Source organism: Citrifermentans bemidjiense Bem (assembly GCF_000020725.1).
GTDB lineage: Bacteria > Desulfobacterota > Desulfuromonadia > Geobacterales > Geobacteraceae > Geomonas > Geomonas bemidjiensis.
The window spans coordinates 912,330-929,912 of record NC_011146.1 but is presented as its reverse complement, the minus strand read 5'-3'; the positions used below and the strand labels follow the sequence as shown (position 1 = coordinate 929,912).

The window sequence follows — 17,583 nt, the reverse complement described above, 5'->3', positions numbered from 1 at the left end:
ATGAGCTTCAACAAGCCATCAGCAGCCCGCGGGACTGGCATTTTACCAGCGAAGCGTAGTAGCCGTCCTGTTTCATCAAGGAGTCATGGTTATCCGATTCTATGATCTGCCCGTCCTTGAGCACCAGGATCTTGTGTGCCCCCACCACCGTGGAGAGGCGGTGGGCGATGATGAAGCTGGTCCGCCCCTTGATGAGGCGGTCCAGCGCATCCTGGACCAGCAGGATGAGCAGCGAAGGGTTCTTCAAAAGCGCCCTGGCGATGCTGATGCGCTGGCGCTCCCCCACTGAAATCCGGCACCCCCTCTCCCCCACCACGAAGTCGTACCCCCCCGGCAGGTGCGAGACGAAGTTGTGCGCGTTGGCCGCGCGCGCTGCGGCCTCGATCTCCTCTAGGGTCGCGTCCGGCCTGCCGTAGGCGATGTTGTTGCCGATGGTGTCGTTGAAAACCAGCGCGTCCTGCAGCACCACCCCGATCTGCTGCCGCAGGGAACGCTGCTGCAGACCGCGCAGGTCGGTGCCGTCGATGAGGATCGAGCCGGCGGTCGGATCGTAAAAACGCTGCAGGAGCGATATCATCGTGGTCTTCCCCGAACCGCTGGGGCCGACGATGGCGATCGTCTCTCCCGGCTCCACGTGCAGGTCGATGCCGTTTAGAACCCGCCGCTCGTCGCTGTAGCCGAAACTCACGTTGGAGAAGACGACTTCCCCCTTCACGTTCTCCACCGGCGCCGCGTGCGGGGCGTCCTGCAGATGGTCTTCCGCGTCGAGTATGGAGAAGACGATGTCGAAGGAGATACTCGCCTTGCGCAGGGTCTGGTAGACGCCGGTCAGGCTGTTGACCGGCCCGAAGAGCCCCCCCTGGTACCCCAAGAACGCCATCAGCGTTCCCACCGTGGTCTCGCCGCGCTGGATCAGGTAGATGGCGAACCCGATCGAGGCGGTCTTCGCCAGCATAACCACCAGATTCTGCGCCGCGCCGATTTTGGTGTCGGTCACCACCCCCTTGCGGACGATGCCGTGCGCTTCGGCCACGTCCCCCATGAAGCGCTTGCGCTCGGCTTCCTCCATGGCGAAGCTTTTCACCGTCACGATCCCCGAAAGTACCTCGTTGAAACGGGCGAAGACGACGCCCCAGCGGTACAAAAGCGCGCTCTCCCTGGCCGTCTGCTCGTGCGAGGCGGCCACCCCGATCATGGCGGGAAGCGGCGCGAAGAAGACGACCAGCAAGGAGAGCCGCCAGTCGAGGCGGAACATGACCACCACCGATATGACCAGGTAGATGAGGCCCGGCAGGATGTTGAAAGCGAGGTCCCAGATGCCGGTCACGAAGCCGTTGATGCCGTGGTTGAGGCGGGTCATGAGTCCCCCACCGTTTCGCCGCGGTGGTAGGAAAGGGGCAGGGAATGGAGCCTCGCCGTAGTCGTGTCCAGGAGCTTGTAGTTGACCGCCAGCCGCACCTTCCAACTGAGCCAGTTGGAAAATCCGTTCAACGCTTCCTTGGCGACGGCGGCAGCCATGATCGAGCCTACGGCCAGAAGAAGCTGGTTCAGTCCGGCGTTCGTCCCGAGCTTGTCGAACACCACCTTGTAGATGAGCGGCTCCAGGGCGCCTAAAGAGGAGCATGATCGCCATGATCACGGAGATGGTCTTTCGGTGCGGCTTGATGAAGGCGAGGGCACGCCGCGCCTGAAGTACTTTATTCGCGTTCATGCCGAGATAGCCGGCGATAGTTTTGAGCATGAGTCCTCTGGGCGAAGGGGGCGAAGGGGGCGAAGGGGGACAGGCACCTTACGGAGCCAGTCCCCTGCGATCTGGGCTAAGGGGGACAGGCACCTTGCGGAGCCAGTCCCCTGCTTGCTGCTGAAGCCTTAAACCTAGCCACATCCGCCCAAAAAGGAAGTGACGCCGGTCACACGACTCCGCCCAATCCGCTGGCAAAGCGCCCAGCTTTGTTATAATCCTCCAATCTTTTCCCAATTTTTCTGATATGGAGGCGGCATGAGCTATTCGCATTGGTTGGCGATTCCCCTTATCTCCATCTACCTCACCGCGTTTCAGCAAGTCCCAGCCGCAAAAGCCGAAGTAACCCTCACCACCCGTCCCGGCGTCGTTTTATGCGCCGCCCCCACCTCTTTTACCAAGCAGGTATCCTTCAGCGTCTTGCAGGATTATCCCAAGGGAGAAAGCCTCAAGGACGTCGCCACCGATTTCAAACTGATCAAGGAGCTGGGAGTATCCACCTGGCGAGGGAGCTTCAGCTGGATCGACTACCAACCCAAAAGGGACAAATTTGACTACCCCTGGCTGCACCGCTTCGTCGCCCTGGCCGCCAAGGAAGGGATCACTCTTAGGCCCTACCTCGCCTACACCCCCTCCTGGGCCGCAAAGGGGGGAAGCGACGACGTGGAGTGGAACGACCCGCCCAAGCGGATCGAAGAGTGGCGCCGCTTCGTCTCTCGCACGGTGCAGGAATTGAAGAAATACGAGAACATCGCCTCCTACGAGGTCTACAACGAGGAAAACGTAAAGCAGTGGTGGGACGGGACAGCCGAGGACTACAACAAGGTCCTGAAGGCGGCGTCGGAGGCCGTGCGGCAGGGCGCCCCCGGAAAGCAGGTGATCATGGGGGGGATGGTCTGGCCCGACTCGGAGTGGGTGAGAGCGGCCTGCGTCACCTACGGCAATGCGACAAGCTTCGACGTGGTCCCCATCCATGCCTACCCGGAGACCTGGACCCCGAAGGAAGTGACCGTGGAGAACTATCTGGACCAGGCGCGCCCCGGCTACTTCAAAGGGGAGTTCGTCCCCCTCGTCGAGAAGAAGTGCGCGCGCCAGCCCATCTGGCTCAACGAAGTCGGCTTCGCCACCGCCCCCGGCAAGACCGAACAGGACCAGGCGAACTGGTGGGCAAGGGCCTTTGCCACTTTCCTCGCCGACCCGCAGGTCGAGCATCTGGGGATCTACCAGGTCAGGGACCGGCGCCCCGAGACCAAGGTCATTGGCGAAAACGAGAACTACTACCTTGGCCTCACCCGTTACGACCGGGAAAAGAAGCTGGCGTTTCACACGGTCAAGCGGCTGGTGAACCTCTTGAACGTGGGGAAGCTGATTGTGGCGGATGGCGACCTGAGCGTCGAGGTGACCGGTGGCCAAAAGGGGGAGTTGTACCAGCACCTCTTCGTGCGCCCCGACGAGCGGCAGGTGCTCTTCGTATGGGACAAGAAGGAATCCCCCACGTTGCGGATCAGAACCCGGCCCGGGACCTCCGCGACGGAGTACGCCCTCGACGGCACGCCCGTCCCCTTCGCCTCGTTCGACGGACGCGCTTTGAGCGACGTGAAGCTTGCAGCCGGCATGGTGAGAATATTCGAGATCAGGTGACCCAAAGGCAGTGTTTTCCGATGAGGATCTCGTCCCCCTCCCCTTGCGGGAGGGGGTTAGGGGGGGGCAGGTGCCATCGTCTGGGTATCTTGGCGGCTTCAAGTCAGCCAGTAACGGGGAGGAGGTGAGTCCACGAAAAGAAAAGTGGATCGATATCCGAGGGACAGGACAGTCACCGAAAATAAGGAGGCACAACATGTGGAAAAAATCACTGGTAACGATCATCGCTTTGGCAATGGCACAAGTGGCGCTCATCGGTTGTGGCAACGACCACAACACCCCACCATCCGCCACCTATCACCAGACCAACCTCGTCTCAAACATCCCGGGGCTTGCTGCGACCACCGATGCAAAACTGGTCAACTCCTGGGGCATTACCCACTCCCCCACCAGCGGTTGGTGGGTAAGCGACAACGGCAGTGGATTCTCGACCGTGTATAACGGCTCGGGGCAACCCTTCCCCATAGCCACCCCGCTGCAGGTGACCATACCGCTGCCGACCGCTCCCGGTACCGCAACGTCGGCGACCCCGACCGGCGTCGTCTTCAACAACTTCTCGGGTTTCAACGTCACCCCCGGGGTACGCACCACCGCGGCAAGGTTTATCTTCGTCACCGAGGACGGCACCATATCCGCCTGGAACACGGGCGCCGCCGCCACGCTCAAGGTCGACAACGCGACCTTTGCGGCGGGGACCGGCCCCGTCTACAAGGGAGCTGCTATTGCCACAAACGGCACATCCAACAATCTCTACGTAGCCAACTTCCGCAACAAAACGGTAGACGTCTTTGACTCCAACTTCGCCCCCGTAACTCTCGCCGGAACGCCGTTCACCGTACCTGCCCCGCATGTGGCCCCTCCCGCGGGGTACGCGCCGTTCAACATAGCAAACATCGGAGGGAAGCTGTACGTCACCTATGCTCTCTTGAACACCGACACGCTCCGTGACGATGTCTCCGGCCAGGGGCACGGCTTCGTCGAAGTTTTCAACCCGGACGGCAGCTTCGTCATGAGCCTGCAGAGCGGAACCTGGCTCAACTCCCCCTGGGGCGTGGCTTTGGCGCCGGCGGATTTCGGCAAATTCAGCAACAGCGTGTTGATCGGGAACTTCGGCAGCGGCCAGATCGCGGCCTTCGATCAGACAAGCGGGAACTTCCAGGGACTCTTGAGAGATTCCTTCGGCGCGCCGATTGCCATCAACGGCCTCTGGGGCATCGGGTTTGGCAACGGCGGCAATGCCGGCCCGGCCAGCACACTCTTCTTCGCCGCCGGCCTAAACGACGAAAGCGACGGGCTCTTAGGCACCATTACACCTGATTGACGTCTGGTCGATCCCGCCGAAACCAACCGCCCCCAGGGATTCCGTTCCTCAGGGGCGGTTTTTTATTGTCCTATCCGACATTGACGAAAACACTCCTCCTGTGACACATTGGCGCGGCAGAAAACTTCCAGATCCAGAGGCGGCAATGGGCGAATCAACTTACAAAACAACCATCATCGGTGCGGGGGCACTAGGGGCGGTTTACGGAAGCCTTCTCTTCAACATGAACCCCGACGACGTCTGCTTTATCGCCAGCGGCGAACGTCACGACAGGCTGAAGAACGACGGGGTCACAGTCAACGGCAGGCGCTATGCGATAAAGGTGGCAAAGCCTGAAGAAGCAACGGCTGCAGATCTGGTCATTGTGGCCGTGAAGCACCACCATCTTGACGAAGCGATTGCCGATATGAGCAAGGCGGTCGGATCCCAAACAGTCATTCTCTCGGTCATGAACGGCATCGACAGCGAGGAGCGCATCGGCGCTGCCTACGGAATGGAGAAGGTTCTGTATGGGCTCTCGCTCGGAATAGACGCCTTGAGGGAGGGGGGCGCCGTAACCTACAAGAACCTCGGCCGCATCCTGTTCGGCGAGCGGGAAAACAGGGAGTCGACCGAACGGGTCCGGCGCATCGCTTCCCTCTTCGACAGGGCCGGCATCGCCCATGAGGTCCCCCCCGACATGGTCCGCAGCCTCTGGTTCAAATACATGATCAACGTAGGGGTGAACCAGGTCTCCGCACTCCTCGGGGCAACCTACGGCGCATTGAGAAACTCGCCCGAGGCAAGGGAGTTGATGGATACCGCCATGAGGGAAGTCATAGCCGTCGCCGTAGCAAAGAAGGTGAATCTGTCGGAAGACGATATAGGCGAGTGGTACAAGGTGCTGGCGACCTTGAGCGCGGAAGGAAAGACCTCGATGCTGCAGGACGTGGAGGCTGGAAGAAAGACGGAAGTCGAGATGCTGGCAGGTACAGTCATCGAGTTGGGCGGGCGCTGCGGCATACCGACGCCGGTAAACCGGAAGCTCTTTGACGACCTGAAACGTATAGAGTCCTTGCAGGAAGGATAGCGACCCCGCCCTGGTTAACGCGGCGAATCAGCAAAAATCAGCACGAGAGGAAATCAACAGATGCAACAGATCGTGGACTTCATACTGGAACTGGACAAACTGAAAAGCGTCACCCGCCAAAGCAGGTCCAAGGGTAGCGACCGCAACGAAAATTCCGCCGAACATAGCTGGCAGATCGCCATGCTCGCCTATTCCCTTGAGCCTTATGCCGCGACGCCTGTAGATATACATCGCGTGGTCGCCATGCTCCTGGTGCACGACATCGGGGAGATCGATACCGGCGACACCATTGTCTACGCCACCGAGGGGTGGGAGGAGCGCAAGGCGGCCGAGTTGGAAGCGGTGAAGCGGATCTTTGGATTGGTGCCGGAACCGCAGCGCTCCTATTTCCTTGAGTTGTGGCTGGAGTTCGACGAGGCGGCCACCCCCGAAGCCCGCTTCGCCCATGCCGCCGACCGCGCCATGCCGCCCTTGCTAAACCTCGCCAACAATGGCCAGAGCTGGCGGGAAAACGGCATCAGCTACGAGCGCGTCATCGACAAGATCGGTCCCCCCATCAAAGCCGGGTGCCCCGCGATGTGGGAGTACCTGAGGTCCCGCCTGGAGGAAGAAAACCGGATAGGGTGGTTCAAGTAAGCATCATCCCCCTCCCCTTTCGGGAGGGGGTTAGGGGGGTGGGGGTTCGCTCCACTCCAGTTCCGCCACCGCCTCGATGAGGGGATGGGAAGAGGCCCACTCCTCGGGGTAGCGCATGATCTTGCTGCAGAATTGGCGCCAGGCTTCGAAGTGCTCGTCGTTTTGCGGGGGGATGGTGCAGAGACGCTTGTGCCAGATTTCCACCGTCGGCATCGATGCCTCGCGACGGTTGCTCCAGTGGGTGATCTTCCAGCCGCATGCCTGCAGCAGGGCTTTCAGCTCTTGTGCCGACACGAGGTGCATGGTGCCGTTAAAGGCCGTGCCGTCCGCATCGCCTTCCTGGCAGTGGGTGCGTATGACAAGGCGCGATCCGAACTGCCGCAGGGTCTTGAGCAGGGAGGCCTTGTCTTCCACGTGTTCCAGGCTCTCCAGCATCAGCAGGATGTCGAACCGCCCCGGCGGGAGGGTGGTCTCCATGTCGCCGTAGCGGCATTTCAGTCCCAGTGCGTCGCAGTATCTGAACTGGGCCCGGCTCGCCGTAATGCCGGTGACGTCGCAGCCGTGCGCCTTTGCAAGGTAGGCTGCCGGGCCGCCCCAACCGCAGCCGAGATCATACACCTTGCTTCCCGCGGGAATATAGGGGATCAGCTCGCTCACCCCCCGCTCGAACGGGGCGTCGTTCCAGATAGCCTCCAAATCGTCTTCTTCGGTAAAAAGTCCGAAGTGGTAGTGCATGTCCCTCCCCAACGCTTTGCTCCAGACATCGATGTCGCCAGGGGTATAGAAACTTTCCAATCTTTCCGCCGGTTCTCTTTCCGAGACATCTATTTTGGGGAGGCAGGCTTGCAACAGTTTGTCGCAGCGGCGGGCATCAACCTGGACGGAACTCTGGAGTTCCTCCATGTCCCGCGGACGTTTATCCGGCGTACCAGAGAAATACAGGGTCAGGGTCGGCGTCTGCTGCCGTGAAGTGGCGAAGGAGATATGTCTGAAGTGATGCGAGGCGTACCCCCTCAGGACCTTTCGGGCGGCGGCACCGGTAACGAATCCTTTCAGCACTCCGAGGTATGTTTGCACTGCCGGCTGCCAAGGGAAGGTCAGGCATACCTGGTCGACCCCGGCGTGGTTGCGCCTGAGCCAGAACCCGGAAATCGCCTGAAGCAGCTCCTCCGACTGGAACTTCCGATAAACCGGCAGCAGAGCCGGATGAATCCAGTTCTCCGGTGTCTCTCCTGATGGGGTCTCCGGGAAAAAGAAGAAACTGTATCGAGTCGCCTGTTGCCACGGCCTGGGCGGCCAGTGATACACCGTGTATTCGTCCCCGTAGAAAGGCTTGGACTGCCGATGCAGGTAGAGTCGCCAGTCGCTTGCGCCGCTTGCCGAAAACCCGAGTCCCTGGTGCAGGCAGCAGCGGCAGCGCGCCTCCCAGATGTTTCGTATGGCTGACGGGGAACCCACCTGTTCAAGCAGCGAGGTAAAAGGCAGCGCACCAGGCTCTTGCGCCGGCGTTACCCCGGCATCCAGCCAGAAAACAATGTTGTCCCTAACCGTTGCCTGGTCCGCCGTCAGGCGCAGGGACCATTCGAAACGGCCGTCAAGGTCGATCCGGAACCCCTCTAACCTCTCAAATATGTTGTCGTCGTTTGGCATGGTCTGGATTCGCGACTCCGGTTGGTATGGCAGTCACTGTCGGCTGGCTCTTTGGATGTGGTCGCGCAGCGTCGCCAGGTTCCACTGCTTCAACTGGGGATGATCCCCTCCGATCGCGGGATTTGCGGATGCTGTTGCAGGTACAGCTCCGGGCATGTTCGCCCCGTTGCTGTTTGAAATAATAAGGACTGCACCTCCCGTCCAGTCTGCATTAAAATAATTTAACTAGTATAGTTGGCCCGGGTGCGCCGTCAACCGTTGGCCGCTAAAAACGGGGGAATCTGGAAATGAGGTCGATGCGGGATATAGCGGGGAGGGAAAAGGTTCGGCAAGCTATTTCGGAGTCTGCAGAAAATGGGTTAGGAAGCAGAAAAAAGCCCCCTCCCTCTCGGGAGGTTCATCGCTGAAATTCCGTGGAAAGCCGCTCTTAGTCCCCCCTCCCCTTGCGGGAGGGGGCTAGGGGTGGGGGTAGGTGGTCAAGGGAGGGGAGACTGCTGGGTAAGAAGTCACTTGTTCAGCACGCGCTCGGTTTCTTTCCGTCCGTCCACATCTTCCCACCAGCGCCGGACATGCTTTACTTCGTGTATGCTGACCGGTTCGCCCATCAGCGGCGTCATTACCGGAATACCCCGGCCAGTGCCCAGGGCGACTATTCTGTCCAAAGGCTCATGCCAGGAGTGCATGGAGAGATCGAAAGTGCCGTTGTGGATGGGGAGCAGGCTCCTCCCTTTCAGATCGATGTGGGCCTGGACGGTTTCTTCGGGTTTCATATGGACTTCCGGCCAGTTGGCATCGTAGGCACCGGTTTCCAGCAGGGTCAGATCAAAGGGGCCGTACTTCTCGCCGATGCTTTTGAACCCGCCAAAGTAGCCTGAATCGCCGCTAAAGAACACACGCTGATCGGCAGCAAGAATTACCCACGAAGCCCATTGGGTCTGATTCTTATCGAACAGAGTGCGACCGGAAAAGTGTCGCGCCGGCGTGGCGGCAAAACGGACGCCGCCGACTTCAGTTTCCTGCCACCAGTCCAGTTGCCGCACCTTGGCAGCCGGCACACCCCATTCGACAAGGATGTCGCCAACGCCAAGCGGCGTCAGGAAATACTCAACCTTGCCGGCCAGCTTCATGATGGATGCATGGTCCAGATGATCGTAATGGTCGTGAGATATGATCACCGCTTTGATCGGCGGCAGCTCGTCGATGCTGATCGGCGGCTCGTGGAACCGGTCCGGTCCTGCGAACTGTATCGGCGACGCCCGCTCCGAAAACATCGGGTCGGTCAGCCAGAAGGCACCATGCAGCTTCAGCAGGACGGTTGAGTGCCCCAGCCGGCAGACCGTATTGTCAGGAACAGCCAGCAACTCTTTTTGGGTCACTGCCTGTACCGGGATTTCCCCGGACGGGCGCGTATTCGCAGGCTTGTTGAAGAAGAAATCCCACATGATGCGGGCAGAATCAAGCCGCCCGCCTTTGGTGACCATGACCGGTTTTTGCAGCTCGCTTTCCAACGACAGGGATGAGCGAGTCTGGGCGGAACTGTTCTTTTTCAATAGGGTACAGGCCATGACGATAACAACTCCTGCAATCAAAGTATAAAGCACGATTGGTTTCATCCGGTCAGCCGGTCCTATGCCTTTTTACCCATTTCATATGCCTGCGCCATCGCCGGACTCTTTTTTATGTCCCCTTTATTCCAGGCACCGGTACCATAGATGACGCCTTTTTCTTTGGCGCCGTCAAGGCAGGAGGTGAACCCCCTGAGTGACTCAAGAGTCCGGTCCAGCAGTTCTTTCCCTGTGACGGCGGCCGTCATGATGAAATAAAAATCCTTGTTGTTGATACCCGTGTACCGTGCATAGGTTCGGTCGATCAAGGTCTTCATCTGGCCGTTCATGGTATAAAAATAGACCGGTGTAGCCATGACGATGACGTCTGCACGTATCATCTTGTCCAGGATATCCGCCATGTCGTCCTTATGCATACAGGCGCCGCCATTGCCCTGACAGACGCCGCAGGCGGTACAGTAATTGATCTTCGAGTCGCGTATGGAGATCCGTTCCACTTCGTGTCCTGCCTCTGTCGCTCCAAGCATGAACTGCTCGCAGAGAAGATCGGAGTTTCCCCCCTTCCGGGGGCTGCCAGCCAATACCACTATTCTTTTCGCCATATCAGTATCCTTTTCTCAATTTTTCCGGTCGTTACCGGTTAAGACCGGTCATATCTATTTGGCCACAGGGCTGCAATCGGAACCATACTTTGCTGGCGTGCGCTCAGCGCCTGATGATCGTCCATGGTCTGTGCCTCCATGACGCTTACGCCCTATTTTAGAGACTTGGTGAAAAAGGACGCGAGTTTGTCAAAGGGAATGTAATTCACTCTGTCGTACAGGTCCACATGGCCCGCGCCGGGCACTATGTAGAGTTCCTTCGGCTCTGCCGCCAGTTTGTAGGCGTCCTCGCTGAACTCTCTGGAATGGGCGTTTTCGCCCGTGATGAAAAGCATGGGGCGAGGAGAAATCGTCTCTATGTCATTGAAGGGGTAGAAATTCATGAACTTCACGTTACTGGTCAGCGTCGGGCGCGTCGTAAGTTCAGGCGACGAGCCTTTAGGCGTGAACTCGCCTCTAGGGGTGCGGTAGAAATCAAAGAATTCGCGCTGGATGGGGTGGGTATCTTCCTTCAGCTCAAGCACCGTCCCGCCGGTGTACTTGGTTTCACCGCCGGTGAACTCGATGTAGCGTTGCGCCGCAGCCTCTGCGATGACCTGCTTCCGCTGCTCAAGGGTCATCGAGTGCTTCAGGGCATTACGGTTGGCCGCGCCCATATCGTACATGCTGACGGTCGCAATGGCTTTCATTCGCGGGTCAATCTTGGCAGCGCTGATGACAAAGCTCCCGCTGCCACAGATCCCGATGGCCCCGATCCGTTCTCTGTCAACAAATGGCCGGGTGCCCAGGAAATCCACCGCTGCGCTGAAATCCTCGGCGTAAATCTCCGGTGCGACGGCGTTGCGTGGCTGACCTTCACTCTCTCCCCAAAAAGATAGATCCAAGGACAAGGTGACGAAGCCCCGTTCAGCCATTTTTGCCGCATACATGTTCGCACTTTGTTCTTTTACTGCACCCATAGGATGTCCGACTACAAGCGCAGGATATTTGCTGCTCTGCTTCAACTCCTTGGGAACAAACAGATTGCCCGCAACTTTCATGTTGTACTGATTTTTGAAAGTAACTTTTTCCATGGTTACCTCCTTACTTCTGTAGAAGTTATCAGCTCCCTTGGGCATGCCTGCCGCGGATGTTGCGCCGGCGCCAGCCACGGACAAAGCCAAGCCTAGTGTCATCGCAGTGAGGATGCGGAAGGCACCACTGACAAAGCCTGTTTTATTCATTCCGAACTCCTTTAATAGGGGTGTATTTCGTGATGTTCACTTTTGTCCGGTGAACATGCCGCTAACGGAGAGGATTAACCGCCTGCCCGTTTGCTCCTACGCTTGATCTGATGCGGTCGCCATTACCGATTATCAGCGACGCAAGAACGAGAAGAACTGCGCCACCGATCAGCGTTGCCGCAATCGAAATATGGTCCAGGAGCAAACCGCCGAACGCTGCCCCCAGCATGATCGAGAGCTGAATCGCTGCCACGATCAACCCGCCGCCGCTTTCCGGTTCGTCGCTGATACCTTTAGCCAGCCAGGCGGACCACGACACCGGAATGGCCGAGTTCAGTGTCCCCCAGGCAATCAGCATGGCCGCGACTCCCCATAGAACATGTCCAACCGACAGCAGGCCAATCGTCACCACACCTAGTGCCAGGGGTAACAACCTGAGCAACGAGTAAAGATGACGCTCAAGCAGTGCTGTGGCTCCGTATGTGCCGACAAATCCAGCCCCTCCCATCGCAAGCAAGAGCAGAGACAGTTGGGGCACGCTTACCCGTGTGTAAGCTTCAAGAAAGGGCCGCATATAGGTGAATACGCCGAAGGCGCCGGCAAAGGAGAGCATTACGCCCGCCATGGCGAAGGCGACATTGCGTCGTTGCAACAGGCCAAAGACTTTACCAACAGGGTTAGCGGTTTGTGGAGGCATGGACGGCAGGCTTATCCATTGCCAGATCAGATTCAGCACTACTATGGGCACAAGCGCCCAGAAGACGCCGCGCCAGCCGATGATGCCTCCGAGGTAGCTGCCGATGGGCGCGGCAAAGGTGGTGGCTAAAGCGTTGCCCGTGTACATGGCCCCCAACGTCTTGGGGACTGCGTCCTTCGGAACCAGGCGCATAATCGTTGCCGTGGCCAGCGCCCAAAATCCACCGACCACCATACCCAGAACCGCGCGGGCAATCATCAGCATGCCAAAGCTTGAGGCCTCCGCGATCAGTATCAACGAAGCCAACATCAGACCCGTCAACCCCATCAGCAAATGGCGGCGATCTATGCGCCCTGCGATGGTTGCGATGAACAAGCTGGTTACCACTGCGAAGAGACCCGAAATGGAGATGGCTTGGCCCGCCATTCCGGCAGTCGCACCCAGATCGGCTGCAATCGGTGTCAGCAGGCTGACCGGCATGAACTCCGAAGCGATAAGCATTGCCACACACAGCGACATCGAGCCAACTGCACTCCACATCCGCCACCCGGCAATAACTGCATCCTCATGGCCGTCCGACAACAATTCCTCGGGAAATATCACAGCGCCGACTGCAGCACATCGACAATGTCCGACTCGCTCATCGGGGGCCACCCCGGCAAACGCCCCTGGTCATCATGAATGATACGGACCGTTTCCCTGGCATACTCTGCCAGCAGAGCATCCCCAATCTTCAGCTCTGAAAGGCGGGTCGGGCAGCCGGTGGAGCGCAGAAACGCTTCAAAGCGGTCGATTCCTTCCATGGCACACGCAAGGTCATCCGGTCTCGCCGGCTGCAGGCCGAAGATGCGTTCGGCAAACTGCACGAACTTTTCCGGCCTGTGTCTCGCGGCAAAACGCATCCAGGAAGGATTGACCACGGCCAGACCTGCCCCGTGGGTGATGTCGTGATAGGCGGACAGGGTATGCTCGATCATGTGCACGGGGAACCCGCCGTTGGTCCCTGCGTTAACCCAGCCGTTGAGGGCGACAATGGAAGCCCATTGAACCTGGGCCCGCGCTTCCAGATCACTCCCGTCGGCAATAGCTTTGGGACCCCACTGCATGGCTGTGAGGATGACGCCTTCGGCGAACCGGTCCTGAATGGGGGTGCCGTCGACACCGTTGAAGTAACCTTCGGTCACATGGGTGATCAGGTCGCAGATCCCATAGGCAGTCTGATCCTTAGGCACACTCATGGTGAGTTCGGGGTCAACGAGGGCAACCGCTGGATACAGGCATTCTGTGCTGACAAAGGACTTTTCCCTGGTCTCCTCGTTCGAAATGACCGCACCCATATTCATCTCGGAGCCGGTGGCCGCCAAGGTAGGCACCGTGATGACGGGCAGCGCACGGGTCGGGACATAAGGATCAGGCTGGCCGTGGAAGATCATATCCCAGGGATCGCCGTCATAATAAAACGCGGCAGCCATGACTTTCGCTGCGTCCATAGTGCTGCCGCCGCCCAGGGCGATGATCACATCGCATCCGTTCTCCCGTGCGATTTTCGCACCGCGCCTGACGGTACTGATTCGCGGATTGGGCTCGACGCCGGAACATTCCACCGCTGAAACGCCGGCAAGCTTCAGGCTGGCGACTGCGCGATCAAAGACACCGTTGCGCTTGACACTACCGCCGCCGGTAACCAGCAGGGCGCGTTTGCCATGCCGGCCGGCGATCTCTCCTAGACGTGCGAGCGCCCCGGCAGCAAAGATTAAACGGGTTGGATTGTAATACTCGAATTGCACGTGAACCTCCGTGGGACAATTGTTTGGTTTAGAAGCTTTTTCGAATCCTGTAGGCATAGTACCCCCCACATCGGAGAGACCGGTAGAATGATCCTACGGGTTTCTTGCCTGATCCTACAAAGCGAATGACAAATGTTGTAATGGAAAAGGTCGCTTGTTATGATACGAGTGAGGCGATTGCTGGCAATCGCCCGTGCAAACAAGGAATTAGGAGTGATCATGGAGGGCGGGACAAAAGCGGCGCGCGAAGCTTTGAGAGAGAGCATTGCCCGATGGACGAACAACGGGATTCTAGGCCAAACGTCGGTACCCAGATTGGGGATATTCCGGCAGGACGAACTGACGGAACCTATGAGCGTGGTGTACGAGCCCAGCATCTGCATGGTCGTGCAGGGCTCAAAGCGCGTGCTGGTTGGCAGCGAAACGCATGTGTATGACGATCACCATTACTTGATCACGTCGGTGGACCTGCCCACTTTCGTCCAGGTCGTAGAAGCAACCAAAGAAAGGCCTCTGCTGGGGCTACAGTTGAAGTTCGACATACACGAGGTCTCTCAACTGTTATTGGATGACAATTTCCTTCATCATCGTCAGCAGCAATCCCTGCATGGCATGGCGACCAGCGAAGTCACCTTGCCGCTGCTCACCGCCTTTCAACGCCTGATCGACCTACTTGACGAAGAACATGACATTCCGATCCTTGCGCCGATCATTCAAAAGGAGATCACCTACCGCTTGCTTGTGGGGGAACAGGGCGCGCGTTTGCGCCAGATAGCAATGGCAGGAAGCCAGAGTCAGCAGATAGCGCGGGCGATCGGATGGCTGAAGAGCAACTTCAAGCAACAGCTTCGCATCGAAGAGCTCGCTTCCCAGGCACGCATGAGCACCTCATCCTTTCATAACCATTTCCGGTCCATGACCGCCTTAAGCCCCTTGCAGTACCAAAAGCATCTGCGCCTGCATGAGGCCAGGCGCCTAATGCTGGCAGAGTCGCTGGATGCGGCAACCGCCGCGTTTCAAGTAGGCTACGAGAGCCCTTCCCAGTTCAGCCGCGAGTATAACCGCCTCTTCGGCGCGCCACCGCTACGGGATATCTCGAAGTTCCGCCTTTCGGACGGCGGTCGCACACGGATCTAGCGGATGACGCGGATAACGACAGATGTGAAAATCACCGCGTCGGACCTCATTAGGTCCCGGCCGCCGGTCAAGGCCGGACTGAAGGTGGCCTTGAGGTCCTTGTATTTAGCCATTCCAGCGGCCTCTGCTATCGATATCACAAGCGCTCTTCGGCCGGATGCATAGCGGCTCGGCACCTTGACCATCATGCCCAATATTTGCTCTTTGCCGATTTCGCCGTAGATCCCGGCGAGGATTCGAGAGGAGTCCCCTGTGCGAAGAGGTCCATGAGTAAATGATCATCCGGGCCGCCGATGGCGATCAGATGCTCCGACCGCGCCCCTGCAGGAAGCTGGTCGGCGTCGCAGACGGGAATGCCGCAATACTTCTCCCGATACCCGGCATAATAGATCGGCCTGGAGACTGGACACAAGGCTCAACATGGCCCTTCGTCCCTCAGCGTCATGAATGGGGATGCTGACTCCGCTTCTTAGTCCGAATTTGCCGGCAGATCGCCGCCACCCTTCCGTTTGCACATGCCATCTCCTTTCACATTCACGAAGGGGCCATCCGGGTCCTTGACGCCGACGAGGTATCTCCCAAGCAGTTACAGTTGAGCAGCCGGGAAATAGAGTGCCTGCGGTGCTCGGCCGAAGGAAAGACGTCGTGGGAGATCTCGCAGATTCTTGGAGTATCAGAGCGGACCGTAACCTTTCATATGCAAAATGCCTCGGGAAAACTGCAGGTCTCCAACCGTTCCCACGCCGTTGCACGAGCTGTTTCGCTGGGAGTTGTTTTTTGAAAAAATTTTCCCCCGATCATCTTCTTTAAATTGTGCCCCTAACCACGCTTTTCCCTACCCCTTCTTTGCGTTTCCGATACCCTACATGCGGGAAATTAACCCCGGCACGCGGCCTGACAGCACAGTTTCGTCGCCGCATCGCAAAAACTTCAACTTTCAGAACGAGCCTTGAGTTTTGCCCGGTTCTTCCCCGGTTTTGCTGAACACGTTTTCCATTTTGTAAGACCTTACATTTTGTTTGTAAGATCATGCATTTTGAGGCGTCGAAAATACGCTGTGAAACCGGCAGGTTGCGCCAGCCAAAAATAAACCCTTCAGGCAAAAAAATAGACCTGTTTTTTTGTTTGCGCGGCCAATCATCGAAAAAGGGAGGTTGTTTGACCGTTTTGACATTCATTTGAAAAGAGTCGGCACTAAATTAATTTCTTTCGAATGATTAGACACTTGAAAACATAACAGTGGATACTAGACTGGTCGTCGTTGCCCGGGAGGAAATTAACCTTACGGAGGTAAAGTCAGTATGCCCAAGCCAAAGACCGCCTTTCCCCGGAACGTCTTCGAACTCCTCACCTTGGCGCGCAGGGTCAAGGAGTCGGTGTTCAACAGCCCCCACTATCAGCAGAGGTCCGCAGAGTTCGAGCAGGACCTGCAACGGTTGTCCGAAGGCGTAGACAGATTGCAAAAAGCCCGCGACGAGTCGCAAACCAGGGACACGCTGAAGATCGCCTTCCGGGACAAGACCCGAGACGAGGTCTGCGTCATATTGGGGAGGATCGCCAAGCACGTGGAACTGGCCGCCAGGAGCGACCTTGCGGTTTTGCAGAGTTCCGGTTTCGAACTCATCGCCCAGGTGAAGGCCAAGCGGCCTCTTTCCTCCCAACCGCTTCCCGCGCCGGCGCTTACCGTGAAGCATGGGCGAGTATCGGGGACGCTGGTAGCCAACGCGAAGCCGGTGCCTGGCGCCGCCAGTTATGAATTCCGCATCACCGATTCCGATCCGACCATTTCGGAAAACTTCAGGCCCTTTGGCACCTTCGCCCACGGCACCCACATCACCATTCCAGACCGTACCCCTGGCCGGACCTACTCCGTGATAGCCCGCTGCATAGGGACCGCCGGTCCCGGCGCCTGGTCCTCCCCTTTCACGCTGATGTCGCTGTAGATAAAATGAAAGCCCGGATCCCCTCCGGGCTTTCTTCTTTATGCTCCCGACAAGTTTGGTTGCAAAGGGAGATCATCATGAACAGCAACAGCTCAAAGCCCGCCAGTGGCATTTTCCATAACGCCCCGTGGATGGACATCGCCAGGAAGGAAGTCGGGCAGAAGGAGATTGCCGGCCCTGAGGACAACCCAAGAATCCTTTCCTACCATGCCACGACGACTCTTAAAGCCACCGATGACGAGACACCCTGGTGTTCGTCCTTCGTCAACTGGTGCCTCATGCAAGTGGGCATAAAAGGGACAAACTCGGCTGCGGCCAAAAGTTGGCTCCATTGGGGGAGGCCTTCAGGACCTGTCCCAGGGGCGGTCGTTGTTGTCTGCAGCAGCAAGCGTACCGACCGAAGTTTTTCAACCTCTGGCGCGCATGTCGGCTTCCTCATTGAAGAGACCGCCACAGACTTTCGGCTGCTTGGAGGCAATCAAGGGAACAAGGTGCAGGAGTCGCGGTTTCCTAAAGCAACATGGAATCTTTTGGGCAGCCGCTGGCCGCCCTACCATCAACGGTAACAAGA

Annotated in this window: 17 protein-coding genes; 8 read left to right on the top strand and 9 right to left on the bottom strand. The window is 58.2% G+C overall.

Annotated features, from left to right (window positions below; translation table 11 throughout):
• Positions 1–7 precede the first annotated feature (7 nt).
• Both GBEM_RS03915 and GBEM_RS21605 read right to left on the bottom strand, forming a co-directional pair.
• Positions 8–1,360 (bottom strand): ABC transporter ATP-binding protein, encoded by a 1,353-nt coding sequence (locus tag GBEM_RS03915; RefSeq protein ID WP_201764287.1) that lies wholly within the window; start codon positions 1,358–1,360, stop codon positions 8–10.
• The gene (locus tag GBEM_RS21605; protein WP_201764286.1) at positions 1,357–1,584 is read right to left on the bottom strand and encodes a hypothetical protein; all 228 of its coding nucleotides are present in this window, start codon (positions 1,582–1,584) and stop codon (positions 1,357–1,359) included. The genes GBEM_RS03915 and GBEM_RS21605 overlap by 4 nt, the downstream gene beginning before the upstream one ends.
• Before the next feature lie 415 nt (positions 1,585–1,999).
• Here GBEM_RS21605 and GBEM_RS03910 point away from each other — a divergent pair, with 415 nt between their 5' ends.
• The 4 genes from GBEM_RS03910 to GBEM_RS03895 all read left to right on the top strand — a co-directional run bounded on the left by GBEM_RS03910 (position 2,000) and on the right by GBEM_RS03895 (position 6,408).
• On the top strand, positions 2,000–3,382 hold the full coding sequence (locus tag GBEM_RS03910) for a beta-galactosidase (protein WP_012529224.1): 1,383 nt from the start codon (positions 2,000–2,002) through the stop codon (positions 3,380–3,382).
• A gap of 196 nt (positions 3,383–3,578) precedes the next feature.
• Positions 3,579–4,703: a TIGR03118 family protein gene (locus GBEM_RS03905; protein WP_012529223.1), complete on the top strand. Its 1,125-nt coding sequence runs from the start codon at positions 3,579–3,581 to the stop codon at positions 4,701–4,703.
• Positions 4,704–4,848: 145 nt separating this feature from the next.
• Positions 4,849–5,772 carry a ketopantoate reductase family protein gene (locus tag GBEM_RS03900; RefSeq protein WP_012529222.1) on the top strand — a complete coding sequence of 308 codons (924 nt, stop codon included), beginning with the start codon at positions 4,849–4,851 and terminating at the stop codon, positions 5,770–5,772.
• 60 nt (positions 5,773–5,832) lie between these two features.
• Positions 5,833–6,408: an HD domain-containing protein gene (locus tag GBEM_RS03895; RefSeq protein ID WP_012529221.1), complete on the top strand. Its 576-nt coding sequence runs from the start codon at positions 5,833–5,835 to the stop codon at positions 6,406–6,408.
• Positions 6,409–6,438: 30 nt separating this feature from the next.
• Here GBEM_RS03895 and GBEM_RS03890 read toward each other — a convergent pair whose 3' ends face one another.
• The 6 genes from GBEM_RS03890 to GBEM_RS03865 all read right to left on the bottom strand — a co-directional run bounded on the left by GBEM_RS03890 (position 6,439) and on the right by GBEM_RS03865 (position 13,932).
• Positions 6,439–8,058, bottom strand: a complete 1,620-nt coding sequence (locus GBEM_RS03890; protein WP_012529220.1) for an SAM-dependent methyltransferase — start codon at positions 8,056–8,058, stop codon at positions 6,439–6,441.
• A gap of 506 nt (positions 8,059–8,564) precedes the next feature.
• On the bottom strand, positions 8,565–9,671 hold the full coding sequence (locus GBEM_RS03885) for an MBL fold metallo-hydrolase (protein WP_012529219.1): 1,107 nt from the start codon (positions 9,669–9,671) through the stop codon (positions 8,565–8,567).
• 14 nt (positions 9,672–9,685) lie between these two features.
• Positions 9,686–10,225 (bottom strand): flavodoxin family protein, encoded by a 540-nt coding sequence (locus GBEM_RS03880; protein ID WP_012529218.1) that lies wholly within the window; start codon positions 10,223–10,225, stop codon positions 9,686–9,688.
• A gap of 152 nt (positions 10,226–10,377) precedes the next feature.
• Positions 10,378–11,448 (bottom strand): alpha/beta hydrolase, encoded by a 1,071-nt coding sequence (locus GBEM_RS03875; protein ID WP_012529217.1) that lies wholly within the window; start codon positions 11,446–11,448, stop codon positions 10,378–10,380.
• 61 nt (positions 11,449–11,509) lie between these two features.
• Positions 11,510–12,748, bottom strand: a complete 1,239-nt coding sequence (locus GBEM_RS03870) for an MFS transporter (RefSeq protein ID WP_012529216.1) — start codon at positions 12,746–12,748, stop codon at positions 11,510–11,512.
• A complete protein-coding gene (locus GBEM_RS03865; protein ID WP_012529215.1) occupies positions 12,745–13,932 on the bottom strand; it encodes an iron-containing alcohol dehydrogenase in 1,188 nt (395 codons plus the stop codon). The genes GBEM_RS03870 and GBEM_RS03865 overlap by 4 nt, the downstream gene beginning before the upstream one ends.
• Before the next feature lie 219 nt (positions 13,933–14,151).
• On the opposite strand from GBEM_RS03865, the gene GBEM_RS03860 reads away from it, so the two are divergent.
• Positions 14,152–15,069, top strand: a complete 918-nt coding sequence (locus GBEM_RS03860) for an AraC family transcriptional regulator (protein ID WP_012529214.1) — start codon at positions 14,152–14,154, stop codon at positions 15,067–15,069.
• Positions 15,070–15,347: 278 nt separating this feature from the next.
• Here GBEM_RS03860 and GBEM_RS22075 read toward each other — a convergent pair whose 3' ends face one another.
• Positions 15,348–15,584, bottom strand: coding sequence for an autoinducer binding domain-containing protein (locus GBEM_RS22075; protein ID WP_169308680.1), 237 nt, complete (start codon positions 15,582–15,584; stop codon positions 15,348–15,350).
• Between the two features lie 77 nt (positions 15,585–15,661).
• On the opposite strand from GBEM_RS22075, the gene GBEM_RS22070 reads away from it, so the two are divergent.
• From GBEM_RS22070 to GBEM_RS03845, 3 genes are all read left to right on the top strand, one after another.
• On the top strand, positions 15,662–15,850 hold the full coding sequence (locus GBEM_RS22070; protein WP_169308679.1) for a response regulator transcription factor: 189 nt from the start codon (positions 15,662–15,664) through the stop codon (positions 15,848–15,850).
• A 520-nt stretch (positions 15,851–16,370) separates the two neighbouring features.
• Positions 16,371–17,012, top strand: coding sequence for a hypothetical protein (locus GBEM_RS03850; protein WP_012529211.1), 642 nt, complete (start codon positions 16,371–16,373; stop codon positions 17,010–17,012).
• A 77-nt stretch (positions 17,013–17,089) separates the two neighbouring features.
• Positions 17,090–17,578 carry a TIGR02594 family protein gene (locus GBEM_RS03845; RefSeq protein ID WP_012529210.1) on the top strand — a complete coding sequence of 163 codons (489 nt, stop codon included), beginning with the start codon at positions 17,090–17,092 and terminating at the stop codon, positions 17,576–17,578.
• Positions 17,579–17,583: the final 5 nt, after the last annotated feature.